The organism is Sphingobium sp. TomTYG46, assembly GCF_055396345.1.
Map to the genome: position 1 here is coordinate 1401776 of NZ_AP027324.1, position 26397 is coordinate 1428172.

General features: G+C 61.3%; 24 protein-coding genes and 1 tRNA gene. 17 read left to right on the forward strand and 8 right to left on the reverse strand.

The features are described 5' to 3' along the window. The first annotated feature begins 79 nt into the window (after positions 1-79). Both ACZ5YV_RS07135 and ACZ5YV_RS07140 read left to right on the forward strand, forming a co-directional pair. Positions 80-1609: a CpaF family protein gene (locus tag ACZ5YV_RS07135; protein ID WP_464787003.1), complete on the forward strand. Its 1530-nt coding sequence runs from the start codon at positions 80-82 to the stop codon at positions 1607-1609. A 111-nt stretch (positions 1610-1720) separates the two neighbouring features. Continuing rightward, positions 1721-2659 (forward strand): DMT family transporter, encoded by a 939-nt coding sequence (locus ACZ5YV_RS07140; RefSeq protein ID WP_464787004.1) that lies wholly within the window; start codon positions 1721-1723, stop codon positions 2657-2659. Here the strand turns inward: ACZ5YV_RS07140 and ACZ5YV_RS07145 are convergent. Beyond that, positions 2651-3082, reverse strand: coding sequence for an OsmC family protein (locus ACZ5YV_RS07145; RefSeq protein WP_464787005.1), 432 nt, complete (start codon positions 3080-3082; stop codon positions 2651-2653). The genes ACZ5YV_RS07140 and ACZ5YV_RS07145 overlap by 9 nt on opposite strands. 86 nt (positions 3083-3168) lie before the next feature. On the opposite strand from ACZ5YV_RS07145, the gene ACZ5YV_RS07150 reads away from it, so the two are divergent. The 11 genes from ACZ5YV_RS07150 to ACZ5YV_RS07200 all read left to right on the forward strand — a co-directional run bounded on the left by ACZ5YV_RS07150 (position 3169) and on the right by ACZ5YV_RS07200 (position 13705). Further along, positions 3169-3534, forward strand: a complete 366-nt coding sequence (locus ACZ5YV_RS07150) for a PRC-barrel domain-containing protein (protein ID WP_464787006.1) — start codon at positions 3169-3171, stop codon at positions 3532-3534. A gap of 150 nt (positions 3535-3684) precedes the next feature. Beyond that, positions 3685-4359 carry an RBBP9/YdeN family alpha/beta hydrolase gene (locus ACZ5YV_RS07155; protein ID WP_464787007.1) on the forward strand — a complete coding sequence of 225 codons (675 nt, stop codon included), beginning with the start codon at positions 3685-3687 and terminating at the stop codon, positions 4357-4359. Between the two features lie 97 nt (positions 4360-4456). Then, complete coding sequence (locus ACZ5YV_RS07160) at positions 4457-4648, forward strand: YezD family protein (protein ID WP_464787008.1); 192 nt, start codon at positions 4457-4459, stop codon at positions 4646-4648. A gap of 174 nt (positions 4649-4822) precedes the next feature. Beyond that, entirely contained in the window at positions 4823-7282 is a 2460-nt protein-coding gene (locus tag ACZ5YV_RS07165) for a TonB-dependent receptor (RefSeq protein WP_464787009.1), read from the forward strand. Between the two features lie 145 nt (positions 7283-7427). Next, on the forward strand, positions 7428-8300 hold the full coding sequence (gene panB, locus ACZ5YV_RS07170) for a 3-methyl-2-oxobutanoate hydroxymethyltransferase (protein ID WP_464787010.1): 873 nt from the start codon (positions 7428-7430) through the stop codon (positions 8298-8300). A gap of 74 nt (positions 8301-8374) precedes the next feature. Further along, a complete protein-coding gene (locus ACZ5YV_RS07175) occupies positions 8375-9073 on the forward strand; it encodes a tetratricopeptide repeat protein (RefSeq protein WP_460986213.1) in 699 nt (232 codons plus the stop codon). 10 nt (positions 9074-9083) lie between these two features. Next, complete coding sequence (locus ACZ5YV_RS07180; RefSeq protein WP_464787011.1) at positions 9084-10433, forward strand: PQQ-binding-like beta-propeller repeat protein; 1350 nt, start codon at positions 9084-9086, stop codon at positions 10431-10433. 116 nt (positions 10434-10549) lie between these two features. Then, positions 10550-11932: a ribosome biogenesis GTPase Der gene (der, locus tag ACZ5YV_RS07185; RefSeq protein ID WP_464787012.1), complete on the forward strand. Its 1383-nt coding sequence runs from the start codon at positions 10550-10552 to the stop codon at positions 11930-11932. Next, positions 11919-12134 carry a sulfurtransferase TusA family protein gene (locus ACZ5YV_RS07190; protein ID WP_464787013.1) on the forward strand — a complete coding sequence of 72 codons (216 nt, stop codon included), beginning with the start codon at positions 11919-11921 and terminating at the stop codon, positions 12132-12134. The genes der and ACZ5YV_RS07190 overlap by 14 nt, the downstream gene beginning before the upstream one ends. Before the next feature lie 84 nt (positions 12135-12218). Continuing rightward, on the forward strand, positions 12219-12659 hold the full coding sequence (locus ACZ5YV_RS07195) for an Hpt domain-containing protein (protein WP_464787014.1): 441 nt from the start codon (positions 12219-12221) through the stop codon (positions 12657-12659). A 56-nt stretch (positions 12660-12715) separates the two neighbouring features. Then, entirely contained in the window at positions 12716-13705 is a 990-nt protein-coding gene (locus ACZ5YV_RS07200; RefSeq protein ID WP_464787015.1) for an LLM class flavin-dependent oxidoreductase, read from the forward strand. Here the strand turns inward: ACZ5YV_RS07200 and ACZ5YV_RS07205 are convergent. Then, on the reverse strand, positions 13698-14789 hold the full coding sequence (locus tag ACZ5YV_RS07205; RefSeq protein WP_464787016.1) for an acyltransferase family protein: 1092 nt from the start codon (positions 14787-14789) through the stop codon (positions 13698-13700). The genes ACZ5YV_RS07200 and ACZ5YV_RS07205 overlap by 8 nt on opposite strands. Before the next feature lie 227 nt (positions 14790-15016). On the opposite strand from ACZ5YV_RS07205, the gene ACZ5YV_RS07210 reads away from it, so the two are divergent. After that, positions 15017-16669, forward strand: a complete 1653-nt coding sequence (locus tag ACZ5YV_RS07210) for an ATP-binding protein (protein ID WP_464787017.1) — start codon at positions 15017-15019, stop codon at positions 16667-16669. A 3-nt stretch (positions 16670-16672) separates the two neighbouring features. Here ACZ5YV_RS07210 and ACZ5YV_RS07215 read toward each other — a convergent pair whose 3' ends face one another. The 5 genes from ACZ5YV_RS07215 to ACZ5YV_RS07235 all read right to left on the reverse strand — a co-directional run bounded on the left by ACZ5YV_RS07215 (position 16673) and on the right by ACZ5YV_RS07235 (position 23694). Next, the gene (locus ACZ5YV_RS07215; protein ID WP_464787018.1) at positions 16673-18124 is read right to left on the reverse strand and encodes an MATE family efflux transporter; all 1452 of its coding nucleotides are present in this window, start codon (positions 18122-18124) and stop codon (positions 16673-16675) included. 35 nt (positions 18125-18159) lie between these two features. Further along, the gene (locus tag ACZ5YV_RS07220; protein ID WP_464787019.1) at positions 18160-20982 is read right to left on the reverse strand and encodes a valine--tRNA ligase; all 2823 of its coding nucleotides are present in this window, start codon (positions 20980-20982) and stop codon (positions 18160-18162) included. Positions 20983-21090: 108 nt separating this feature from the next. After that, on the reverse strand, positions 21091-21567 hold the full coding sequence (locus ACZ5YV_RS07225; RefSeq protein WP_464787020.1) for a DUF2497 domain-containing protein: 477 nt from the start codon (positions 21565-21567) through the stop codon (positions 21091-21093). Positions 21568-21585: 18 nt separating this feature from the next. After that, positions 21586-23046, reverse strand: a complete 1461-nt coding sequence (locus ACZ5YV_RS07230; RefSeq protein WP_464787021.1) for a TolC family outer membrane protein — start codon at positions 23044-23046, stop codon at positions 21586-21588. 15 nt (positions 23047-23061) lie between these two features. Continuing rightward, positions 23062-23694, reverse strand: coding sequence for a protein-L-isoaspartate O-methyltransferase family protein (locus ACZ5YV_RS07235; RefSeq protein ID WP_464787022.1), 633 nt, complete (start codon positions 23692-23694; stop codon positions 23062-23064). 189 nt (positions 23695-23883) lie between these two features. Here ACZ5YV_RS07235 and ACZ5YV_RS07240 point away from each other — a divergent pair. Then, positions 23884-23957: transfer RNA gene (locus ACZ5YV_RS07240), tRNA-Cys, on the forward strand. 215 nt (positions 23958-24172) lie between these two features. On the opposite strand, the gene ACZ5YV_RS07245 is transcribed toward ACZ5YV_RS07240, so the two are convergent. Further along, positions 24173-24775 (reverse strand): hypothetical protein, encoded by a 603-nt coding sequence (locus ACZ5YV_RS07245; RefSeq protein ID WP_464787023.1) that lies wholly within the window; start codon positions 24773-24775, stop codon positions 24173-24175. Between the two features lie 162 nt (positions 24776-24937). Between ACZ5YV_RS07245 and ACZ5YV_RS07250 the strand changes: the two genes are divergently transcribed. Both ACZ5YV_RS07250 and ACZ5YV_RS07255 read left to right on the forward strand, forming a co-directional pair. After that, complete coding sequence (locus ACZ5YV_RS07250) at positions 24938-25537, forward strand: DUF6988 family protein (protein WP_464787024.1); 600 nt, start codon at positions 24938-24940, stop codon at positions 25535-25537. After that, positions 25534-25848 (forward strand): hypothetical protein, encoded by a 315-nt coding sequence (locus ACZ5YV_RS07255; protein ID WP_464787025.1) that lies wholly within the window; start codon positions 25534-25536, stop codon positions 25846-25848. Before ACZ5YV_RS07250 ends, ACZ5YV_RS07255 begins: the two co-directional genes overlap by 4 nt. Positions 25849-26397 lie beyond the last annotated feature (549 nt).

Genomic DNA, 26397 nt, shown 5'->3' on the forward strand with positions numbered 1-26397 from the left:
CGCCTTATTCACCATTGCAGCCAATTCGGATCAGCCCGTTTCGGCAGGCGAATCCTACGGAATATCGCGGCGGAGAATTATGAGCGCGTTTGGACGGAAAAATGGACCTGCCGGCATCAAGCCGGGATTCGGTGTAGCCCGGCCAATGCAGGGCGGCGCCCCACGTGAGGAAGCACGAGGCGGCGACCAGTTCCCCCCGCTCGATATGGCTCCCCTGCCCGCCGCCGACAGCCCCATCGATCCGCTGTCCGCGCCCACCAGCCAGATGCAGCGCAACGCCGACGCATTGCAGCGCTTGTCCGATCGCGCCAACGCCGAACATGTAGCCGACACAGGCCCTCAAGGCTTCGAAGCCTCCGTCCACAAGATCAAGGAACAGGTCCTCCCCCGCCTGCTCGAACGCGTCGACCCCGAAGCCGCCGCGACGCTCAGCAAGGATGAACTGGCCGAGGAATTCCGCCCGATCATCATGGAGGTTCTGGCGGAGCTTAAACTCACCCTCAACCGGCGCGAGCAGTTCGCGCTGGAAAAGGTGCTGGTCGATGAACTGCTGGGCCTTGGCCCGCTAGAAGAGCTGCTGTCCGACCCGGAAGTGACCGACATCATGGTCAATGGCCCGGAGCAAACCTACATCGAAAAGAAGGGCAAGCTTCAGATCGCACCCATCAAATTCCGCGATGAAGAGCATCTGTTCCAGATCGCCCAGCGCATCGTGAACAAGGTCGGCCGCCGCGTCGATCAGACCACGCCGCTGGCCGACGCCCGCCTGCCCGACGGCAGCCGCGTCAACGTCATCGTGCCGCCGCTCTCGCTGCGCGGCACCGCCATCTCGATCCGTAAATTTTCCGCCAAACCGATCACCATCGACATGCTCGCCCAATGGGGTGCGATGAGCCCGAAGATGGCGACCGCGCTCAAGATCGCGGGCGCATCGCGGATGAACATCGTGATCTCGGGCGGCACCGGCTCGGGCAAGACCACCATGCTCAACGCCCTGTCGAAGATGATCGACCCGGGCGAGCGCGTCCTCACCATCGAGGACGCGGCCGAACTCCGTCTGCAACAGCCGCACTGGCTCCCCCTCGAAACCCGCCCGCCGAACCTTGAGGGCCAAGGCGCAATCACCATCGGCGATCTGGTCAAGAACGCCCTGCGTATGCGTCCTGACCGCATCATCTTGGGCGAAATTCGTGGCGCGGAGTGTTTCGACCTGCTCGCCGCAATGAACACGGGCCATGACGGCTCCATGTGCACGCTTCACAGCAACTCGCCCCGTGAATGCCTGGGGCGTATGGAAAACATGATCCTGATGGGCGACATCAAGATCCCGAAGGAAGCCATCTCCAAGCAGATCGCCGACTCCGTCGACCTCATCGTGCAGGTAAAGCGTCTGCGCGACGGTTCGCGCCGCGTCACCAACATCACTGAAGTCATCGGCATGGAGGGCGACGTCATCGTCACCCAGGAACTGTTCAAGTTCGAATATCATGACGAGGATGACAGCGGCAAGATCGTCGGCGAATACCGCTCCATGGGCCTGCGCCCCTACACGCTCGACAAGGCGCGCCAGTTCGGATTCGACCAGCCTTTCCTGGAAGCCTGCCTCTGATCTTGTCGGCAGGATAGCAGCGGAACGACCGACGCTACATTTTCCAAAGACGAGTCGATAATTATCATAGGGGTGGTTGCGTCATCCTGTCCGCCGGTTAAAGCGACCTGCGTGCAACCCCCTGCCCCCATCAGCCCGCCGGAAGAGCTTCCGCCACCACCATCGGCGCGTGACGAACATGCGCTGACAGGCATCGGCCTGCGTTTGCTGGCGATGTTGTTCATGGCGGTCATGTTTGCCCTCGGCAAGCTTGTCGGCACGCGAGGCGTCAGCTTGGTCGAGCTGATCTTCTACCGTCAGGCGCTTGCCCTGCCCCTTATCGTCACGTGGGTCGCGATGACCGATGGCCTTGCCTCGGTCCGCACGAACAGGCTGGGCGCGCATGTGAGCCGGACTGTCCTCGGCCTTACCGGCATGGTCCTCAATTTCGGCTCATATCTGCTTCTTCCCCTGACGGAAGCCACAGCGATCGGCTTCACCATGCCCATCTTCGCCACCCTGCTGTCGACCATCCTTTTACGCGAAGCGACCGGCCCCCACCGCTGGGCCGCCATCATGCTTGGCTTTGTCGGGATCATCGTCATGGTCCGCCCTGATGGCGCGCATTTCCCGCCGTTCGGCCTTGCCGTGGCGTTGTCCGCCGCCATCATCACGGCCTGCATCGGCTTGCTGTTGCGCGACCTTGGCCGCACCGAAAAGACAGGCGTCATCGTCTTCTGGTTCACCGTCCTGTCCGTGCCGCCGCTGGGAATCCTGATGCTGTTCGTCGGAAAGGCACATGACCCCATGACTTGGGTCATGCTCGTCGGCGTCGGGCTAACAGGCGGCATTGCGCAGCTCTGCATGACGGGCGCGCTACGCCACGCGCCTGTCTCCGTGGTGCTGCCGATGGATTACAGCACCATCATCTGGTCCACGCTGCTGGGCCTGTTGATCTGGGGCGAATGGCCGATGCACACCACCTGGGCAGGCGCAGCGCTCATCATCGCCAGCGGCCTCTACATTGCGTGGCGGGAGCATGTGCGCACCCGCCGTTTCGCTTCAGCCTAGCAATTCCGCGTCCAGGCTGATCTGCGCGTTCAGCAGTTTCGACACGGGGCAATTTTCCTTGGCCTTGGCGGCCAGCTCCTGAAATTTGGCGTCATCGGCACCGGGAATGGTCGCCTTCAGCGTCAGCCTGCTCGCCGTTATCGCAAAGCCGCTCTCCTGCTGCTCCAGCGTTACGACCGCGTTCGTTTCCATCTTCTCCGCCGTCAGCCCGGCCTCCCCCAAAATGAGAGATAGTGCCATGGTGAAGCAGGACGCATGGGCGGCGGCGATCAATTCTTCCGGATTGGACCCGGGCACCCCTTCGAACCGCATGGCATAGCCATAAGGATGCGCGTCCAAAGCGCCACTTTGCGTGGAAATCGCGCCCTTGCCTTCTTTCAGGCCGCCGCTCCATACCGCCGAACCACTGCGATTGATCTTCATATCATCCTCCTGCGTGAAGAGTGGGAACCCCGCTGATCCTGCTCGGTTTCATCGTCATAGCCTGATTCCTGTTCAGGAGGGTGACAATGACTGACTCGGTAGTGGAAAATCCCGGCGACCTGATCGCATCCGACCGGGTCGAAGGAACCGCCGTCTACAACCGCGAAGGCGAACGGTTGGGCCATATCTCCAACTTCATGGTGGAAAAGCGCAGCGGTCAGGTCCGTTACGCCCTGCTGTCCTTTGGCGGCTTTCTCGGCCTCGGCAATGATCACTACCCCATCCCATGGGCGATGCTGAATTATGACACGGGCAAGGGCGGCTATATCGTCGATCTGAGCAAGGAGATGCTGGACAGCGCCCCTCGTCATCTGGCGGACACGCGGCCGGAATATGACGAGGCCTATGGCCGCAACGTCTATTCCTATTACGGCCTCATATATCCTTGGTAACAGGCGAAGCTGTTGTCCTGACGACGCTCTTCCAATGCTGAACCTCAGACGAATCCAGTCGCCTAAATTTGGACACATTTGGTCGCTGAAGCATTGTCTACTTAAAGAATAGAATATACATCGCACATGTAATTGGACGAGGATCAAACCATGGACCGATTCGGACATCTGGGCGACGCGCGCAATCCTGTCGTGCTGACCATACCGGGTCTCAACAACAGCGGCCCCGGTCATTGGCAAACCCTTTGGGAGGGCATGCGCGGCGATTGCGAGCGTGTCGATCTGGGTAGTTGGGCCAGCCCAAACCGCAATGCATGGGTCACTCGACTTGATGCGGCGATCCGCGAAGTTGAAGGGCCGATCATCCTGGCGGCGCACAGCCTGGGTTGCCTCGCCGTCGCCTGGTGGGGGGCGTTGCAAAGCCAGGCTTATGGTTGGCCGGTGACCGGCGCATTGCTGGTCGCCCCGCCTGATTGCGACAGGATGGAAACGCCCGAAACGATCGGTGGCTTTGGGCCGACGCCGCGAGCACAGCTACCCTTCCCGTCGATCGTCGTCGCCAGCCGCAACGACCCCTATATCTTCTTCGAACGCGCCCACAGTATCGCCAAAAACTGGGGCAGCAGCTTTGTCGATGCAGGCTTTAGCGGACATATCAATGCTGAAGCCAATCTTGGCACATGGGATTTCGGCCAATCCCTGCTGGAGCGGCTGATCGACAACGCGCATGAACAGGCTTCGCTCATGCGGCAGATGCGGCCAGCCATTCCCCTTGCCCATCATCAACATGACCGCAAATTGGCGGCGATGCGGTTGATCGGCTGAATTTTAAAGGGGCGCGACAAGGCAAACTTGGGCGCCCTATATATTTGCTTTTTTGTCTATTGAATTAGTTGAGATAAAAGCGGGCCATGAGGTGCTTATGAGTGATAGCCGATCAACAGAACTAGCCCGCAATGGCCGCGCAGATGGCCAACGGGCGGACATTTCCGTCAGCATCGAAAAGGTTCGCGGCGTTCTTGAAGCACTGCGTTTCGGGTCGATCACATTGACCGTGCATGATGCGCGCGTCGTCCAGATCGACGTGACGGAAAAGACTCGTCTCACCGCCTGAAAAAAGCGGGGGCCTTTAAGGGTTGCAAAACCGAGCCGCCGGACAGGCGGTTAATGATAGGCGGCAGGGGGTGGGCCGCCAACTGTCCAATACCATTCCCAGACCATCGGTGTTGACCGGCCAACCGGAAACGCCGCGATCAACATTCACCGGACCTCCGGAAGGGGAATTTTTATGATTGCGCGTTCTTTGTTGCTCGCCGGTGTGGCGAGCGCATCCATCTTTGCGTCCAGCGTTCATGCCGAGGAAGTGCCTGTTCCAGCCGCCGACGCGGCCGAACAGCCCGCAAATCCTCGCGGCGACGTGATCATCGTCACTGCCCGCCGCCGCGCGGAAACGGCGCAGGAAGTGCCGCTGGCGATCTCCGTCATTCGTGGCGACAGCATCGAAGCGACCGGTAACTTCAACGTCGTGAAGCTCCAGCAGCTTGCGCCAACCTTGCAGGTCTACACGACCAATCCTCGTAACACCTCGGTCAATATCCGTGGTCTGGGTGTTCCGTTCGGCCTGACCAGCGACGGCTTTGAACAGGGCGTCGGCATCTATGTCGATGACGTGTACAATTCCCGCGTCGCCGCCGCGACCTTTGACTTTCTGGATGTGAACCAGGTCGAAGTGCTGCGTGGCCCCCAGGGTACGCTTTACGGCAAGAACACGACGGCTGGCGCGATCAACATCACGACCAACCAGCCGACCTTCGATTTTGAAGGCCGCGCGGAACTCAGCGTCGGCAACCTGAACTATCGCCAGGCAAAGGCCGCCATTTCCGGCCCACTCACCGACACGATCGCCGCCCGTCTCGCGGTCGCTGCGACCAGCCGCCGGGGCACGCTCTACAACGTCACTTCGCAGCGCTGGATCAACGAGCAGGACAATCTGGGCTTGCGCGGCCAGTTGCTGTTCCAACCCAATGACGATTTCAGCATCACGCTATCTGGCGACTATAGCGAGCAGGACCCGGAATGCTGCGGCACCACCTTCGTCCGCGTCGGCCGCACGCAGCGCCCGCTCACTCGTCAATATGATGCGCTGGCTGCCGCGCAGGGCTATGTCGTGCCCAGCCGCAATCCCTATGATCGCCTCACCGACCTCGACAGCAATCTGAACGCTGGCAACAAGATCGGCGGCGTTTCGGCGCGGGTGAAGTGGGATGTCGGCCCCGGCACGCTGACATCGGTCACAGCCTGGCGCTTCTGGGACTGGAAGCCGGAAAATGACCGTGACTTCACCGGCCTGCCGATTGTGTCCAAATCCCAGAACCCCTCGCAACAGAACCAGTACAGCCAGGAATTCCGCTACAATTACGAAAGCCAGAAGATCGACTTCGTCGTCGGCCTCTTCGGCTTCAAACAGCGGATCGACACACAGGGGACCGAGCAGCAGGGGGCAGCAGCCGCCAAGTGGAGCCTTGCACCCTCGGCCGATCCTTTGAATCCCGCCAACAACCCCGCGACGCTTGCCGGCCTCACCGCCAGCAACACGCAGTGGCTCAAGAGCGAGAGCGCCGCGCTGTTCGGCCAGCTTAGCTGGAAAGTCACCGATGCGCTGACGATCCAGCCCGGCCTCCGGCTCAACTATGACAAAAAGTCAGGCTTCTATCAGCGTGTCGTGACGAACGCGCAGGGTCAGACGATCAGTTGCACCACGCCACCGGCGCCCGGCACGATCGCGGGCACTTCCCAGCAGTGTGGCGTTTACCAGCCGCAGGTGAGCGCTCCGTCGGACAGCGCGTGGAACTTCACCTACGACTTCAACGTCAACTACAAGATCGCGCGGGACGTTCTCGCCTATGCGACCTACGCCAAGAGCTTCAAGACGCTGGGCATCAACCAGAACGGCTTACCGCTCAATCTGGACAATACGGTCAACTATGACGCCGCCACTGTGAAGCCAGAATCGGTCCAGCATTTCGAAGTCGGCCTCAAGACCCAGCTGTGGGATCGGCGCGCGACCTTCAACATCTCGGCTTTCCGCACCACGATCAAGGATTTCCAGGCGACCGTGAATGGCGGCCAATTCGGCACCGTGCGCGGTTATCTCGCCAACGCCGAAAAGGTCCGGTCACAGGGTATCGAGGCTGATTTCAAGGTGGTCGCGAGCGATCGTTTCACCGCTTATGCCAACGCGGCCTACACCGACGCCAAATATAAGAAGTTCACCAACGCACCTTGCCCGCCTGAATTGTCTGGTGGACCCTCGCAACCTTCTGGCGCCACGCCCGATTATTCGCAGCCGGGCGTTCCGGGCGCTGCGAGCCCTCGCCAGTGCGACATATCCGGCCAGGACCTGCCCGGCGTGTCGAAATGGGCCTTCTCCTTCGGCGCGGAATATAACATTCCGGTCACGCTGCTGGCGAAGGAAGGCCAGGTCTATCTCGGCGTTGACGGCAATTATCGCTCGCACTGGAACTCCAACGCCTCGCCGTCGCGCTATACGGACGTGAAGGGCTATGCCCTCACCAACTTCCGCGCTGGTTTCCGTGGTGAAGGGTTCGATGTCTTCGGCTGGGTCCGCAACGCCTTCGACGTCAACTATATCGAAAATCTGCAAGTCGCACCCGGCAACACGGGCCTCATCGCCGGTCAGGTTGGTGATCCGCGGACCTGGGGCGGAACGATCAAATTCTCGTTCTGATACCGTAACTTTATTCACCCCCTGCGGGAGCGGCACAGGCCTGCCGCTCCCGTTCTTTTTTGCAGGAGTCCGTCTTCCCAGCGAAAGCTGGGATCACGAATTAGCCCGATTTGCGCCCCCGGCCCCGCTGCTGTAGACCGCGCTGATGTCCACCACCTTCACGCTCGACACCTCCACCAGCCGCGCCAATCCCACGCCCGCGCCAATGAAGCGCCTGACCGTCCCCGCGATCCAGCGCCGGAAGGCTGAAGGCAAGACGGACGAGCCGCTGGTGATGCTGACCGCTTACACCGCCCGGCAGGCGCAGCTGCTCGATCCCCATTGCGACATGCTGCTGGTCGGCGATTCGCTCGGCCAGGTGATCTACGGCCTGCCCTCGACCCTTGCCGTCACGCTCGACATGATGATCGCCCATGGCGCCGCCGTCGTCCGGGGCAGCTATCACAGCCTCGTCCTCGTCGACATGCCCTTCGGCAGCTACGAAGCCTCCCCCGCCCATGCCTTCGCCAGCGCCAGCCGCGTCATGGCCGAAACCGGCTGCGCAGCCGTGAAGCTGGAAGGCGGTCAGGCTATGGCCGAAACCATCGCCTTCCTTACCCAGCGCGGCATCCCCGTCATGGCCCATGTCGGCCTCACCCCCCAGGCGGTCAACGCACTGGGCGGCTATGGCGCGCGCGGCAAAAGCCAGGAAGAACATGCCAAGATCATGGACGACGCCCGCGCCGTAGCGCAGGCCGGAGCCTTTGCCGTGGTGCTGGAAGGCGTGATGGAAGACCTCGCCGACGCCGTCACCGACAGCATCGACATCCCCGTCATCGGCATCGGCGCATCGGCCCATTGCGACGGTCAGGTGCTGGTCGCGGAGGACATGCTTGGCATGTTCGAACGTGTGCCGCGCTTCGTGAAACGGTACGAAAACATTGCCGAAACCATCAGCAATGCAGCCGAACGCTATGCCGCCGAAGTACGCAATCGCAGCTTTCCCACCGCAGATCAGGTCTATCGGCCTAAAAAGTGATTTGCGCTAAGCGCCACCGCCGCTATTGATCGCGCCTTCCGCGAGCTTTTTCTGACGCATATCTGGAGACCCACGTGGCCCTGACGCCGCAAAATAGCGAAGCATTCATGCGCGAGGTCGATGAGGCCGTGCGTCAGGACCAATTGCTGACCTTCTGGCAGCGCTTTGGCCGCTGGATCGTCGCGGCCGTGGTCATCGGCCTCGTTGCCTTTGCGGCATGGCTTTATTGGCAGCATTACAGCGCCACTCAATCGCAAGCCGTGTCCGAGGAAATGGACAAGGTCATCTCGGCCGCTGCGGGTGGCGGGACCCCGGATGCAAAGCAACTCGACACGCTGACCGACGCCAGTCAGCCCGGCTTCCGCGCGTCAGCCCTGCTCGTGAAGGCTGGTGTCGCCGCTCGCAAGGGCGACAACAAGGCTGCGATCGCCGCTTACAAGGCAATGGCAGCGGACAGCTCGCTTGATCAGCCCTATCGCGACCTCGCCCTTATCCGCCAGACCACGCTCGAGTTCGAAACGCTTCAGCCGCAACAGGTGGTCGATCGCCTCAAGCCCCTCGCCGTCGAAGGCGCGCCATGGTTCGGCAGCGCGGGCGAACTGGTCGCCATATCCTATATGAAGATGCGCAAGCCCGATCTTGCTGGCCCGCTGTTCGCAGCGATGGCAAAGGATGCCACCGTGCCTCAGTCGATCCGTTCACGCGCGCGACAGATGGCGGGCTTATTGGGCATAGATGCAGTCGAAACGCCGACCGTACCGGGACAGGGATGAAGATAAGCGCATGGGGATGCACAGCATGACGAAATTTGCGGGCACGCGCCGGGTCCTGACCGTCGCCGCGATGGTCGCGCTACTGGCGGGCTGCGGCGTCATCGGGGGCAAGAAGGGTGGACCCAAGACCCCCGTGGTCGGCAACCGCGTATCCATCCTGACGAACGAGCAAGGCGTCGAGGTCGATCCGACCCTGGCCGATGTGCCCGTGTCACTACCCGAAGCCTATGCCAACGACCAATGGTCGCAGCCGGGCGGCAACCCTGCCAAGGCGATGGGCAACCTTGCGCTGAGCACATCGCCCGCCACGGCCTGGACCAGCTCGATCGAAGGCAGCACGCCTCGCGCGCGCCTCGCCTCCTCACCCGTGATCGCCAACGGCAAGCTCTACGTCATTGACGCGGGCGCCCATGTCATCGCGTTCGACGCCACGACCGGCGCGAAGCTCTGGCAGACTGCCCTGCCCGCCGAAGGCAGCGGCCGCGCCTTGTTCGGCGGCGGCGTCAGCATCGTCGATGACAAGGTGTATGCGAGTACCGGCGTAGGCGACGTCGCTGCCCTCAGCGCCGCAAACGGCTCCATCCTGTGGAAGAAACGCCCCGGCGGGCCGCTCCGCGGCGCACCGACGCTTGCCAACGGCCATGTCTATGTCATGGGGCAGGACAATCAGATTTTCGCGCTCAACCAAAGCGATGGCGAAGTGCAGTGGACCGACAGCGGCACCTTGCAGGTGACCGGCGTGTTCGGCGTCGCCGCTCCCGCCGCCGCTCAGGGCACGGTGATCGCGGGCTATAGCTCGGGCGAGCTCACCGCCTACCGCTATGAAAATGGCCGCACGCTGTGGGGCGACGCCCTTTCGCGCACCAGCATATCGACAGCCGTCGCTTCCCTCACCGATATCGACGCCAATCCGGTGATCGACCGTGGCCGCGTCTTCGCCATTGGTCAGGGTGGCCGTATGGCCTCCTATGAACTGGTGAGCGGCCAGCGCCTGTGGGAAATCAATATCGCGGGCATCTCGACGCCGTGGGTCGCGGGCGAATGGGTATTCGTCGTGACCAGCGATGCCAAGCTGCTCTGCGTCGCCCGCGCGACCGGCAAGATTCGCTGGATCAGCCAGCTTCGTCGCTGGGAAAAGGAAAAGAAGAAGGCGAACACCATCCGTTGGACGGGTCCCGTTCTGGCAGGCGGCCGCCTGATCCTGGTATCCACCCATGGCGACCTCAACTATGTCGATCCGGCAACGGGCGCCGTTCAATCGGCGGTTGATATGGACAAGTCCATGTCGCTTTCCCCCGTTGTCGCCAACAACATGCTTTATATTCTTGCTGACAACGGCAAGCTGACGGCGCTTCGTTAACGCCCACGATAATGTTAGATAATCGTGCTCCTGCAAAGGCAGGAACCCAGTCGAAGCAGCGGAACTGGGCTCCTGCCTTTGCAGGAGCACCAGTGTTTTAAAGGAAACGGGCTATCATGCTGCCCACAGTTGCCATTGTAGGGCGGCCCAATGTGGGCAAGTCCACCCTCTTCAACCGGCTCGTCGGCAAGAAGCTCGCGCTGGTCGATGACCAGCCCGGCGTCACGCGCGATCGGCGGGAAGGGCAAGCGAACCTGCTCGGCGTCGATTTCACCATCATCGACACCGCCGGTTATGAGGACGAGGACCCCCAGACCCTCCCCGGCCGCATGCGAATGCAAACGCAGGCAGCGGTCGAAAGCGCCGACCTGGCGCTCTTCCTCGTGGACGCCCGTGCAGGCATCACCCCCCTCGACGAGGAAATCGGCCGCTGGCTGCGCGAAGGCGACGCCCCGGTCGTGCTGGTCGCCAACAAGGCGGAAGGCAGGCAGGGCGCGGACGGCGTCATGGAAGCATTCAGCCTGGGCCTGGGCGAGCCTGTCCCGCTCTCGGCCGAACATGGCCAGGGCATGGCCGACCTCTTCCAGGCGCTCCTTCCCTATATCGACCGTGAGGAAGAGGAAGAAGCAGAGGAAGGCGAACTAACCGAGGCGGACTTTGAAGCAGCCCCTCTAAAGCTGGCCATTGTGGGCCGTCCCAATGCGGGCAAATCGACGCTCATCAACCGCCTGCTCGGCGAAAACCGTCTGCTCACCGGCCCCGAAGCAGGCATTACTCGCGACAGTATCGCGGTGGACTGGACGTGGACAGACCCTCGCAATGAGGAGGCTGAACCCCGCCCCGTCCGCCTGATCGACACCGCTGGCATGCGCAAGCGCGCGAAGGTGCAGGACAAGCTCGAAAAGCTCGCGGTTTCGGACGGTCTGAACGCTGTGAACTTCGCCGAAGTCGTCGTGCTTCTGCTCGATTCCACGCGTGGGCTGGAAGCGCAGGACCTGCGCATCGCGGACAATGTTCTGGAGGAAGGTCGCGCCCTCGTCGTCGCGCTCAACAAATGGGACACGGTGGAACATGGCTCGGCCCTGTATCAGGGCATCAAGCAGGCGCTTTCCGATGGTCTGGCGCAGATACGCGGCGTGCCGATCATGACCGTATCCGGCGCGACCGGCAAGGGCTTGGACGACCTCATCCGCGTAGCCTTCGAAACGCGCACCGCCTGGTCACAGCGCGTTTCCACCGGCATTCTCAACCGCTGGTTCGAACGCGCGCTGGAAGCCAACCCGCCCCCTGCCCCCGGCGGCAAGCGGATCAAGCTGCGCTACATCACGCAGAACAAGACCCGTCCTCCCACCTTCGTGCTATTCGGCACGCGTTTGGACGAACTGCCGGAAAGCTATCGACGCTATCTCGTCAATGGCATTCGCAAGGAATTGGGCTTCGGCGCCGTGCCGGTGCGGCTGACGCTACGCAGCGCCAAAAATCCCTATGCCACCAAATGATCCCGTCCAAGTGAATGCCAGGGGAATGAAATGCCCCTGGCCCGCATTGCGCGCCGCCCGCGCGATGCGGTCGGCCAATGCGGTAACGGTCGAAGCGGACGACCCCAACGCCGCCCGCGAATTGGAGGCGCTTACCCGGCAGCATGGCTGGAATTTCTCCGCCGAGGCTGGCGATCGCTTTGAATTATCGCGTAAATCCTGACCCCACCCTTCTTCTGGCGCCTCCGCTTAACCTGCTGTTTACGCACGGCTTCTATTCTGAAGCGGAAACAGGGAGTGTGACAGGGTGTCGTATCAAGAGGCAGAACTGGTCAATCAGGCCGATCTGGCAAAGTCCCGGTCGGAACTGGGCAGCGCATTTCTCCGCATTCTCAGCTATTTTCGCGAGGATGGCGACAAGGCCATAAGCGCGATCGAGCAGGCGATCCGCGAACGCAATGCCATCGCACTTGTCACGCCCGCTCACACATTGAAAGGCGAATCGGCTCAATTTGGTGCCCATCGCTTGAGCAGCATGGCCGAACGCATCGAGATGGTCGCGCGCCGCTGCGTCGAAACACGCGAAGGACCTGACGAATTGATCGAGGTCGTCGTCAGTCTGCGGCCCTGCTTTACCGAGACAATGTCCCTCCTCGATCGCGACTCCAATCCGTTGGTCGCACGTCGCCCCGCCACATTCGGCCGCAGATCCGAACCACCGTCGCAGGGGTTCGGGCGAGTAGGCTGATCTGGGACGATATCTAGGTATTGAAATAAAACGGATCATCGCCCCATATCCGGGCAATGATCCGTTTTTCCGTTCTGGACCTCGTCCCCGTCATCGAAGGAAGCAACGTTGGCGAAGCCCTCGTCAACGCTGCGGCCTTCGCCGTTCATGCCGAACAACTCGGCTTTCATCGCTATTGGGTTGCCGAACATCACGGCATGCCGGGCATCGCGTCGGCCGCGACATCGGTGGTGCTGGCGCATATCGGACAGGCGACATCAACTATTCGCATAGGTTCCGGCGGCATCATGCTCCCCAACCATGCCCCCCTGCTGATAGCCGAACAGTTCGGTACGCTCGCAGCGCTTTTCCCCGGTCGAGTAGACCTTGGGCTAGGCCGCGCGCCCGGATCGGACCAGCGGGTAGCTCAAGCCATGCGCCGCACGCTTTCAGGCGGGCCGGATGAGTTCCCCCGCGACGTGCTGGAACTGCAGGCCTATTTTGCGGGTGACGGAAAGCTCGGCTTTCAGGCGACGCCCGGCGCTGGTGAAGATGTGCCACTCTGGATTCTCGGGTCCAGCCTCTACGGCGCTCAACTCGCCGCCGCGCTGGGCCTGCCCTATGCCTTCGCCTCTCATTTCGCTCCTGGCGCGCTTGAGGAAGCGATCGCGGTTTACCGTCGCGACTTCAGGCCATCGGCCCAGCTTGATCGCCCCTATGTGATGGCAGGCTATAATATATTCGCGGCGGACAGCATGGAAGAAGCGCGACTGCTCGCCACCTCCATGCAGCAGGCCTTCGTTCGTCTCCGCACGGGGCAGCCGGGCAAGTTGCAGCCACCCGTACCCGGCTATTTCGAACGCCTGCCACCCGGCGCGCAGGCGATGCTTTCGGATGTCCTAAGTGCCACGTCGATCGGCACACAGGACAAGGTCCAAGAGGATCTTGCCGCTTTCATAGAACGGACGGGTGTCGATGAATTGATCATCGGCGGTCAAATCCATGATTTCAGTGCCCGCAAGCGCAGCCTGGAAATCGCCATGGCCGCCGCCAAGGCGATTAGCTGACTGCCGAGGCTCCCTGCAAGCGTCCTCCACTCAGCACCTTGGCCAGTCCCGGCCAGGTACGGCTGAGGAGCGATCCCAACAGCAGGACCGCGATCAGGACCAGCAAGGGCTGGATCAGCAGATAAGCAGGATAGAAAGGCGAACCGAGCTTCCCGAACAAAACGCCCAGTAACGGCCCGCCCAGCCAGATCAGAATCAGATGCGAACAGAATAGCAGAAAGGCGAAAGGCTCGATCCTCAACAGCAGTCCCCGCACGGGGCTTCCCGCCAGCCCCCAGGACAACCGCCAGAAGCAGGTGGCCGCCGCAGCACGCACCGCAAGGTCAAGCAGGCCGACGCCGATGGCCGATCCCTGCGCCGCTTGCAGGGAAAAATGAAGCTGCACGGCCATCAGCAACAGGAAAGGCATGGCCGCTGCGGCCCAACCCAGTGCAGCGACCCGCTCCGCCAGCCCGGTTCGCCGGGCCATCATGCCCAGCACGAAGAAAAAAAGGATCGCTGGCCGCATCAGTACCGGCGGCCCCCATCCTGCAAGTTGAGCGACAGCTGCGACAGCAGCAACGCCAATCAGCATGCGATTGGGTAGGCGAAGCAGCAGCGGAGCAATGACCATGCACAGGAACAAGTCGCGCAGGAACGGCATCTGCACATTGATGTCCGGGTTCCGGGTGACGACGAACAGCTCCTGAAACAACCAGTCGAACGAGACCGGCACGGGCGCTGACAGGCCCAGCGACCAGGCCGCGCCGGATACCAGCAGGATGCCAAGGCCATTCCACAGGATCATCGGCAACAGGATCGTCCGCGCCTTTTGCAGTACATGACGGAACCAGTTCTGCGCGCGGGAGGATCCCGCCACCAGCCACCCCGAAATGACGCCCAGCAGCGGCACTGCGCTGCGCCCGAATATTTCCATGAGCAGCCAGCGCAGATTTTCCTGTGGAGTGCCGCGGGCGATTTCCAGGTCATGGCCGTTCAGCCCGGTCCAGGCATGCACATAGACCACGCCCAATATGCAGATCACCCGAGCTATGGAAATCGCATCGGATCGGCGCGCCGCATCGGCCGTCATCAACTGGGTCAAATGCATATCCTGATCTTACGGCAGTCAGCGGCCGATACGCATCGCGAACGATTCGCGCCATAGGAGCCGCCCGAACGCACGGCGGGATGTGGCGATAGCGGGGTTAACAGGGTCGCGCGATCGTCGGCACAAACGTCGGCGATAAGCCATTTCTTTACCTATGTACGGCTACACAGGCAGGCCGAATTCCGGCAGCGCGCGCCGGAAATCTGATTCAAGGGGGGTGTATGAGCCACATGCCGGGAGCTGCCGAATTCACGCACGGCCAAACGAAGCCTGCCGCAGCCAACGCCATGGGCGCGGTATTTCAGATAGCCGGTTCCAGTTCCAAGGTGCTGATCGACGCGGCCTCCATCGCAACCCTCGCACATGATAGCGACCCTTGCACGGCCATGGCGGGTCAAGTCGGCAGCCAGGTGAAAATGCGTGTCGGCAGTGCATGGCTCATCGCCAGCGTGCGCTCCATGGCGATGGATCGGCAGGACAGCGGCCTGATCATCGCTGACGTGGATTTTCTGGGCGAAGGTGACGAAGAACAGCTTACCGGCCGCATCCATCACTTCCGTCGCGGCGTCACCCGCTATCCTGCGCCGGGCACGGAAATTTTCCCCGTATCCAGCGCCGACATGCAGCAAATCTACGCCGCCGATGACCGGCCCCATGTGCAGATCGGCACCGTCTACCCCACGACAGACACACGTGCCGCCCTCTATGTCGATTCGATGCTGGGTAAACATTTCGCCCTGCTGGGTTCGACCGGTACGGGCAAATCCACCAGCGCCGCTCTCATTCTTCACCGCATTTGCGACCTGTCGCCCGAAGGCCATATCGTGATGGTCGATCCGCATGGCGAATATGGTGCGGCCTTTGCCCAGAATGGCGCGGTCTTCGACGTAGGCAACCTCGCGCTGCCCTACTGGCTGATGAATTTCGAAGAGCATTGCGAGGTTTTCGTCACCTCCGAAGGCTCCGATCGCACGGTCGATTGCGACATTCTGGCAAAATGCCTGCTCGCCGCGCGGCAGAAGAACCGGCTGGCGGAAAGCATCGGCAGGCTGACCGTCGATTCGCCGATCCCCTATTTGCTATCGGATCTCACCAACATCCTGCAAAATGAGATGGGGAAGTTGGACAAGGGCACGGGCGCCCTCCCCTATATGCGGCTCAAGACGAAGATCGACGAGATCAAGGCGGACCCGCGTTACAGCTTCATGTTCTCAGGCATGCTGGTCGCGGACACGATGCAGGAATTTCTGGCGAAGATTTTCCGCCTGCCGTCGGGCGGAAAGCCGATTTCGATCATCGACGTGTCGGCGATGCCGTCGGACATCACCTCTGTGGTGGTATCGGTACTGTCCCGCCTGGTCTTCGACTATGCCATCTGGGCGCGGGATGAGGCTCAGCGGCCGATCCTGCTCGTCTGTGAAGAAGCGCATCGCTATATTCCAAGCACGACCACCGGCACCGGTCAGGCCGTCCGCCGCATCCTGGAGCGCATAGCCAAGGAAGGCCGCAAATATGGCGTATCGCTCGGCCTCATCACGCAGCGGCCGTCAGACCTTGCCGAAGGCGTGCTGTCGCAGTGCGGCACCATCATTTCCATGCGCCTCAACAATGATCGCGACCAGGCATTCGTGAAGGCCGCCATGCCCGAAGGCGCGCGCGGCTTCCTCGACTCCATTCCCGCGCTGCGTAATCGAGAGGCGATCATCTGCGGTGAAGGTGTCGCAGTGCCCATCCGCGTCGCACTGGACAATCTGGAGGAGCATCGGCGGCCTGCGTCGGGCGATCCGAGCTTCACGGACCTTTGGCGTCAGTCCGGCGGAGAGGCAGACATTCTCGACCGCACCATCACCCGCTGGCGCAGCCAGGGAAGATAACCGTCAGCCCGCAGGCGCGAACCGGCCTGCGGGTTCGCTCTCCGCGCTGATGCTTTCCCGGCATTCTTCCTCATGGACGGGGACGAGCAGCGTCGCCTTGCGCCAGCCGCCCTGCAGATAGGCGAGACCCGCAATCAGAAGGGCCGATCCCGAACTCACAGGGAAGCTCAGCCACAGGGCATTGGCACCCAGATACGGATAGCCGAAATAATAAAAGCCGAGGCGGACGCCGAAAAGCGTGACGGTCAGGATCAACAGCGGCCTCACCACAACGCCATTCGCCCGCATCACCCCGAACAGGATCATCGTTGCGCCGAACAGCATATAACTCCAAGTCGCCAGCAACTGCATTTTCCAGGCCGCATCGATCGCAGCCCTGTTGTCGCCAAGGAAGAGCGAGAGCAGCGGCGCGTGAAACAACAGGATCACGCTAATCATCGCGCCTGTAATCAGCAGCAGATAACCCAGGCCATAGCCAGTAATCCGGCCAATCCGGTCCCAGCGGCCCGCGCCGATATTTTGCGCCGCCATGGCGCTGACCGCCGCACCCATGGCCATCGCAGGCATCTGCAAATAGGTCCATATCTGCTGCGCCGCGCCATAAGCCGCCGTAACGATTAGGCCTTCGCGGTTAACCAGACCGATGATCATCAGGCCAACCGCCGACATGACGATCATCTGAAGCCCCATCGGCAACCCTTTGCCCAGCAGGATACGCAGCTGGTCCGGAGCGGGGATCAGGTAGCGCAGCTCCCTCCCCCGCAAGCGCAGCGGCAGGTCCTTGGCATATACATAGAAGATCAGGCCAAGCAGGCTGGCGATGCCCGCCGCCGCCGTGGCCGCCGCCGATCCACCGATGCCCATTGCCGGAATCGGCCCCAGCCCAAGGATGAATACCGGGTTCAGCACCAGATCGATCCCGACGCTGACGAACATGAAGATCAACGGAGTGCGCGCGTCCCCCGCTCCCCGCAATCCCATCATCATCATGACGCTGATCAACGTTGCGGGCATCGCAATGAAAATCACGCGCAGATAGATCAGCGCCATGTCAAATGCTTCTGCAGGGGTTCCCAGCAGGTGCAACATAGCAGGCGATGCAACCCATCCGGCCGCAGCGACAACGGTGCCCAATATGGTGCAAAAGCCTGTCGCGGACCCGAAGGACCGGCGGGCGGCATCCATATCGCCCCGTCCCGCCGCCTGAGCGATCACCACGGTCGATGCCATGCCAAATCCGAACACGATGGAAAACATCAGGAACATGGTGATGTTCGCGTTGGCCGTGGCGGCAAGAGCCTGCGCGCCCAGAAAGCGGCCGACCCAGATCGCGTTGATTGATCCATTCAAAGACTGAAGCACGTTGGACGCCAGCGTCGGCACGGCAAAAACCAGCAAGGACGACGCGATAGGCCCGTTTACCAGGTCCCTTGTTTCACGCTTCCCTGCCGCCATTCCTGCCTCCCCCTAAGCGCTTCATCATTAACCGATCAGGCCAGACGATCCAGCGCTGCCGACAACCTTTCCGCCTCCGCGGTTTTCTCGGCATGATCTTCACGCGCCTTGGCCACCGCCTCTGGCTTGGCCTTTTCCACGAAACTCGGGTTGGAAAGACGCCCGGAAAGCGAATCCCGTTCCTTTTCCGCAGCGGCAAGGGCTTTTGCCAGCCTCGCCTTTTCCGCCGCGATGTCGATCACGCCCTCCAGCGGGAGGATGAAGGTCGCCTCATCGACAACGATCTGCGCCGCGCCACCAGCTACGCTATCGCCAAAGGACAGGCTCTCCACCCGCCCCAAACGCGCCAGGGCCGCGCCCTGCCGATCGATGCGGCGTCGTGTTTCTTCCGTCGCTTCGCTGACCACGACCTTCAGCTTTGCGCCCGGCGGCACGTTCAGTTCAGTCCGCGCCGTGCGCATCGCGCTGATCAAGCGGATCAACCAGTCAATCTCTGCCTGCGCCTCGCTATCGACCGCATAGAGCGCCTGCGGCCAGCGGGCGACGATCAATTCCGTCTCGCGCGTGCCGGTCAGGTTCCACAGCTCTTCGGTGATGAAGGGCATGAAGGGGTGGAGCATGACGAGGATCTGGTCGAACGCCCAGCCCGCGACCGCCTTTGTCTCCTCATCTATCGAACCTTTGGTGAGTTCGATGTACCAATCGCAAAACTGGTCCCAGACGAAATGATAGATGGCATTCGCGGCAGCGTCGAAGCGCAGCTCGGTCATGGAGGTGTCGATCGCCTGCACGGTCGCGACCGTCTCGGCAATGACCCAGCGATTGACCGGCGCAGCGGCGGCAGGCGCCTCATGGCTGGTCGATGCGGTAACGCCGTTGGATTGCAGGAAGCGCGCGGCGTTCCAAAGCTTGGTCGCGAAGTTGCGATACCCCTCAACCCGCTTCTCATCCATCTTCACGTCGCGGCCCTGGCTTTCCATGGCAGACATGAAGAAACGCAGCGCGTCGGCGCCGAACTTGTCGATCAGGCCCAGAGGATCGACGACATTGCCCTTGGACTTGGACATTTTCTGCCCGTCCGCCGCCCGCACCAACCCGTGGAGGTAGAGCTTGCGCCAAGGCACATCGCCCATGAACTCCATCCCCTGCATCGCCATGCGCGCATCCCAGAAAAACAGGATGTCGAAGCCGGAGATCAGCAGATCGTTGGGATAATGGCGCTGGAGCAAAGAGCCGGGACGAGGAACCAAGCCCCTCCCCTTCAGGGGAGGGGTTGGGGTGGGGGATTGCCCCAAGTGCTGCGTGTGATCGAGAGCCCCCACCCCCGGCCCCTCCCCTGAAGGGGAGGGGTGCGTGAGGTTATCCGGCCAGCCCAGCGTGCCGAAGGGCCAGAGCGCCGAGGAAAACCATGTGTCGAGCACATCGGGATCGCGAACCAGCCTTTTGTTGCCGGCAAGCGCCTGCGCTTCCTCCTCGCTTTCCGCGACATAGGGATTGCCATCCTCATCATACCAGGCGGGAATCTGATGCCCCCACCAAAGCTGGCGCGAGACGCACCAGGGCTGGATATTCTCCATCCAGTTGAAAAAAGTCTTCTCCCAGGTCTTGGGGACGATCTCGATCCGCCCGTCGCGCACGGCCTGCATAGGCGCTTGCGCCAGTTTCTCGGCATCGACATACCATTGGTCGGTCAGCCAGGGTTCGATCACCACGCCCGAACGATCGCCAAAAGGCGTCTGGATGGTGCGCGGCTCGAAATCGGCTTCGACCTCCTCGCCGTCCTTGTTCTTCGAAACATGCGGCACCAGCATGTCCAGCGCCTTCATTTCCGCCACGACCAGTTCGCGCGCGCCATCGACGCCATCGCGCTTAAAGCGATGCAGCCCCAAGAAGCGCTCCGGTATCAATCCATCCACCGTCTGCACGACATTGGCATCGGCATCGAACATGTTGAGCATCTCGGCAGCGCGGAAGCCCGCCCGCTTGCCCACCTCAAAATCGTTGAAGTCATGACCCGGCGTGATCTTGACCGCGCCAGACCCCAATTCCGGGTCGGCATAGTCGTCCGCGACCACCTTGAAGCGCCGCCCGGTGATCGGCTGGAGGATATCCTTGCCAATAACGTCCTTATAGCGCGGATCGTCAGGATGCACCGCCACCGCCATGTCGGCGAGCATCGTTTCGGGGCGGGTTGTCGCAACGACGATATGGTCCGCGCCGTTGGCCAGCTTCACGCCGTCCGCCAGCGGATAGCGGAAATGCCAGAAGCCGCCCTTCACTTCCTGCGTCTCGACCTCAAGGTCAGAAATCGCGGAGCGGAAACGCGGATCCCAATTCACCAGCCGCTTGTCGCGATAGAGCAGACCGCGCTCATGGAGTTCCACAAACACCTTGATGACGGCCTTCGAAAAGCCCTCATCCATGGTGAAGCGCTCATTGGCCCAGTCCATTGAGCAGCCAAGCCGCCGCAGCTGGCGCGTAATCGCGCCGCCGCTTTCGGCTTTCCACTCCCAAACCTTCTCAATGAACTGCTCGCGTGTATAGTTGGTTCGCTTGTCCTGCCGCGCCTCCATCTGCCGCTCGACCACCATCTGCGTCGCGATGCCCGCATGATCGGTGCCCACGACCCATAGCGCGTCCTTGCCACGCAGCCGTTCGTAGCGGATCACGATGTCCTGCAACGTATTATCGAGCGCATGGCCGATGTGCAGGCTGCCGGTCACATTCGGCGGCGGATTGACGATGGTGAAGGGTTCGGCGTCAGGGCGTTCCGGGCGGAACAAGCCCTTTTCTTCCCAATGGGCATACCAGCGGGACTCAATTTCGGCGGGGTCGAAGGTCTTGGGCAGTTCGGTCATGGAAAGGCGCCTTAAAGCCCCTTCCCTGACCATTCCAGCGCTTTTACCGCCTTGCAGGTGTCAACCGAGCCAATGCGCCATAAGTTGGAACGCGCAGAGCCTGCCAGATCAGCGGCCAGTGATGCGGGCAATTTCCTTTGCCACCATGTCTTCCACCAGCGCGGGAAGGCGGGCATCCAGCCATTCCTTCAACATCGGCTTCAACATGGACCGCACCAGACCGTCCAGCGTGTTATCCTCGCCGTCCTTAGGCGTTACCAGCATGGACGACAGCGCCGAAAGCGAATGCCGCGCGGCCACTTCGCTTTCAACCGAGAGGATTGAGTTTTCCTCCCCCGGCACTTCGACCTGCGTTGCACGGCCAGTCTTGTGGGCAGGCATCGGCTCCTCCGCTCCAACCTCGTCAGTCAGTTCCAGCACTTCCTCGACCGCAGGTTCGGCGGGTTCGGCGGCCTGCTTGGGTCCGGCATCGGCTTTGCCCCGGCGCGACACCGCCTGCGCAGCCTCCTCGCCTTCCTCAGCAATGATGCGCTTGATGGACGAAAGAATGTCCTCCATCGAGGGTTCCTTGCTCATGTCGCCCATGAATAACCCCTGTTAACCTTAAGGTTGTTGCGCCAAACCAGCAGGCACATTGGCATTTTGTGCAGGCGTGTCAACGGTTCTGGTCGCCTCTGGCTTGGGCGCGGGATCGAAATCCCAATCGAACCACTTGCCCTTGACCCGATCATAATTAACCATGGGATCATAAAGCGCGCCGGTTTCCAGGCTGAGGTCGTCCGCTTCCGCATGTCCCATAGCGGCCAGCAGGCTAAAGCCCGCAACATAGGCGTTGCGGCGCGCAGACACCAATTGCACCTTTGCGTTCAGCGCTTCCTGTTCCGCGTTCAATATGTCGAGGATGGTGCGGCTGCCGACAGAATTTTCCGCGCGCACACCTTCAAGCGACAGATTGGCCGCCTCGACCGCCTTCTGGTTGGATTCGATGCTTTGCAGCGATGCCTGCCAGCTCGCATAGGCTGATCGCGTTTGGGCGATGACGCCGCGCTCAACCTCAATCTCCTGCTCTATCGCCCGCGATTCGAGCGCTTGGTTCTGGCGCACCTGCGCACCGGGTCGGCCGCCCTGATAAAGCGGAAGGCGCAACGTCGCTCCCGCGACCACCTGCTTGTTCAGCTGTGACGGATCAGTCGGGTCGTCGAGCGATCCCAGATAATGGGTATAGCTGCCCTGCGCGAAACCGGATAGCGTCGGCAGGACGCCTGCCTTTGCCACCCGCACGTCATAACGAGCGGCTTCACGCGCCTTTTTCGCGGCGACAAGGTCGGGATTGTCGGCAAGGGCCACCTGCACCGCCGTTTCGGGCGTAGCAGGAAGGCCGGGAAGCGGCGGCGGCGGTTGCAGGTCATCCGGCGTGGCGCCGACCAGGGCGATGTAATTTTCGCGGCTGGTGATCAGGTTCGCCTGCGCCGTCTGAAGGTTGGATCGCGCCAGCGCGAGCCGCGATTCGGATTGGGCGACGTCTGTACGCGTCAGGTCGCCCACTTCGAATCGGTCGTTCGTTGCCTGCAAATTGACCCCGAGCGCGCTGACATTCGCCAGATTGAGCGACACGACCGCACTGTCGCGGATCACGTCCATATAGGCGGCGACAACCTGGGAGAAGATCGATGCCTCGGTCCCGCGCAGATTGGCCTGCCCGGCCTGCACGCGCACCTTGGCCGCCTTCACCCCGTTACGCACTGCGCCGCCCTGATAAATAGGGACATTCACCGTAGCCGTGCCGACGAGCGAACGATCAGGCGCGAGGAAGGAGCGCGCAGGCTTTACCAGCAACTCCTGATATTCGGTGGTGGTGCCGATATTGGGCCGTCCATCCGCCTTGCGGATCGGCACATTCTCATCCGTCGCCCGTTGCTGCGCCCGAGTGCCGGTGAGCGTGGGGTTTGAACGATAAGCCTGTGCCAGCGCACCTTGCAGGGTTTCCGCCTGCGCGATCCCAGCGTTGAGGAGCAGCAGAGCCGTGGCGGCTGAGTGCCGAAGAAACACCTGCTTTGCCGTCATGACTCCCCCAGCCGGTTAAAAGACGAAACGCTCCGGTGCAGCAAAACCGGGCAGGATGACCATCTCAAGATCGGTCAGGCTGACAAGACCCAGAATGCCGGAAACCACCCGCCCACTGCAAAGGCGTGTAACGCCGCGCTCGACAAGACCCGTCACCACGCGCGCGCCATCGGCAAGCTGCCCGACAAGCGTCGCGGGCACTTCCTGCACCGCGCCATCAATGAAGAGGACGTCGTAGGGCGCACCGTCGGGCGCTCCTGCTTGCAGCGGGCCGCGTACCACCGTGGCGCCATTACCTAACAATTGCGGACCATCTTCAGCCTCGACTGCCGTCACCTGGGCGCCAAGAGCGGCAAGAAGTGCCGCGCTATATCCCGTGGCCGCACCGATGAGCAGAACGCGATCGCCCTCCTCCACCTGCGCTTCCTTGAGCAGCCGTCCAGTGGCCAGCGGCGGATTGAGCGCGCGGCCGGAGGAAAGCGGAATCGACCGATCGACATAGGCCATCGCGCGCCGTTCAGCAGGCACGAAATCTTCCCGTGGCACGCGTGCCATCACGGCAATCACCCGTGGGTCATCGACATCGCTGGTGCGAAGCTGGCTTTCGACCATGGCGGCCCGCATCGATGAAAAATTCTGCTCGGTCACGATACTACCTCGATTGGCATAACTGTATTGGTATGGCAATACAGCGCTGACATTATCGGGACCTCTAGATCACGCGACAAGCAACGCCAAGCGGCTTTCCATGCCCGTGAACGATAATCTTGGGATCAGCGACCATGGCCGCGCTTGACTTTGCATCAAAAGCCGCACATTTGCGGCCACCCACGCCGAGGCCCGATGGCGGAGTGGTTACGCAGAGGACTGCAAATCCTTGCACGCCGGTTCGATTCCGGCTCGGGCCTCCAAATATTTCCGGCAACGCCTTGAAATTCCATTGATTTTTGGAAGCAATCGTCTGGCGCTCCCTCATTTGGGCCCTCATTTGATTGCGATTGGAGGCGAATGAGAGCGAACTGTGGCGGGAAGATCACTGCTGATAAATATTTGCGCAAAGATCTGATCCAGTCGCGGCGCGCCACGTCGCATCGCCATCAATCAGCGTGTCGCTGCTCCCGCTTCGTCAAATGCCAAAGTGGGCCTTTAGCAAAGGCTCAAGTGCGGCCCATGCTCCTGCTGCGCCCTGGACGGCGGCGGTTCCTGCCTGTGCAGCGCCGAATATTGCCTTGATCGTCCCGAGCTTACGCCCCTCAGGTTTGGCATTGGCCTGTTGCGATAGTGACGCGATTAACTCAAGAAGTTCATTCCGCGCGGCGGTGTTCGCTGCCTCATCGTGCAACACGGCGTTGGTCATTGAAGACAAGGCATCAGCAAGGGCGACATTCCCCTGTTCGACCATGGTTTTCATCTCGACCTGAATATCCTTGGCAGAGCCGAGGTTCAGTGCGCCCACGCTGCTGTTCGATATGGTGACATTCTGGTTGTTGTAGTGGATTGGGGGGATGGGAGCAGGCGGGATCGGCGTGATATTGCCCGCAATTCCGGTGATGCCCGCCATCTCCATTTCTGCTTGGTTCATAAGCGTCACGCTTTGAGCGAACACCATATACCGGCTTTGCTGCCATTGAAATTCGCAGCCGATGCAAACCGGCTTGTTTCCAAGCATCGTAATGGCGGGCTTACCACACTGGCTGCATGCGGGATCGTGATTCTGGGTCGTTGCCATTCCGGCACATTATCAGGGCGACGTGACACGCCAAGAGGCCAATGTAATGAGGTTCGGATCACACCTGATCCACCTGCAACGGTTACACACTACAACGGCTCATCATGGCGCGATCTGGGAAAGAGCCCCCAGGACAATAGGGACAATAGGGACAATAGATCGATGAAGCCAAAGGCAGACCCTAGCGCCTCAGTGGCATTGTCGTCGTGGATTCAAGAACAGCTTATTGGCCTTCAGTTCAAGCTGCCCACTGCGAAACGACTGGCCTTGGGGTGCTTCTCTGTCGTTTTGGAACACCACCGCGCGATAGCGATATTGGCCGATCGGGAAATGCATTCATCGGCATTCACGCTGCTACGACCCGCCTATGATGCATTAATGCGGGGGTATTGGTTTGAGGACCATGCCAGCGAAGAAGAGATCAAAAACGTGATGGGCGCTGGCGATCCGCCATCCACAAACAAAATCGTGGTGATGGTGGAGGGCCGTGGGCGAGTGCTTCCTCCCGGTTTTTCGGCTCGCCAACACAAGGCGGTCTGGGCCGCCCTATGCGACTTCACCCATGGCGGTATCAGGCAGATTGCCCGTCAGTTTTCTGCGGACGTGATCAAGCCAGCCTTCCCGGATCAGGAGGTCCGCCAGACATTATGGTATGCGGACACCTTCGCCTTTCTTGCTGGTGCAAGCGTAGCGGAAATTGGGGATCACGAGGCGGCTAAGCAGACGATCCTTGCCCGTGCAATGACAAGCGGTGCGGCATGAGGCTCACCCCGAACCAGCATTATGCCCTCGCCCAGCTTGGCAAATGGCGCGGTGATGGCCCAGTTACCGCCGCCTTCCTGGGCTGTAAAAAGACGCACTTGGACGCGCTGGTCAGCAAGGGCGCGGCGTTGGAAGCCGATCCGCCCGAAGACACCTTACCACTCATCAGAACCTCTTGGTATCGCATCACCGAGGCAGGGCGAGATTGGCTAGAGCGCCACCCCGACACGCCTCCTGCACCAGTCGAAGCATGGCGGCCGAAGCGGAAGAATAGAGTGTCAAAGCTCTGGGCTTCAAAGCGCGGCGGGTGACCGGAATGCGCCCGCTGTGGCTAACCATTAGGCCGTCGACAGCGCCAGGATCGATGCGATGAGCACAGCAAAGAGCAGAAAGCCGAAATCAGGCTTGGATGGGTCGCGATTGCGCGCGTCTTCAAGTTTGGAAGACCGGCCTGGATCATCAAGCGTTGGCACTGAAATCTCGTCCGCAGGCGGTGATTCGCAGCCGCAAGCGACGAGACGATCTCAGGCTGTCCTACACCCGATCCGCCATTTCGCACGCCTGCGCGACGAGTGGGCCGCTTCATCTCCGCGAAGTCACGAGCGATCCAAAAGCTGGCGCATTCTGCGTCGACACCGATCATATGCTTCGCCCACCGGCACTGAGCCGGGCGGGAGAAAAGTAATGCAGAACCAATTGTCTAAGCGTCAGAAGCTCTACCGACAGGGTCTCAGTGATAGGCAAATTGCTCGCATCCAGCGCGTCAGTGCGACGGCGGTGGGTTACTGGAGAAGACGGAGAGGTCTTCCGGCCAATGTGATGGCACAGAGGACCCCACACCCTGTTGGGCAGTGCCGCAG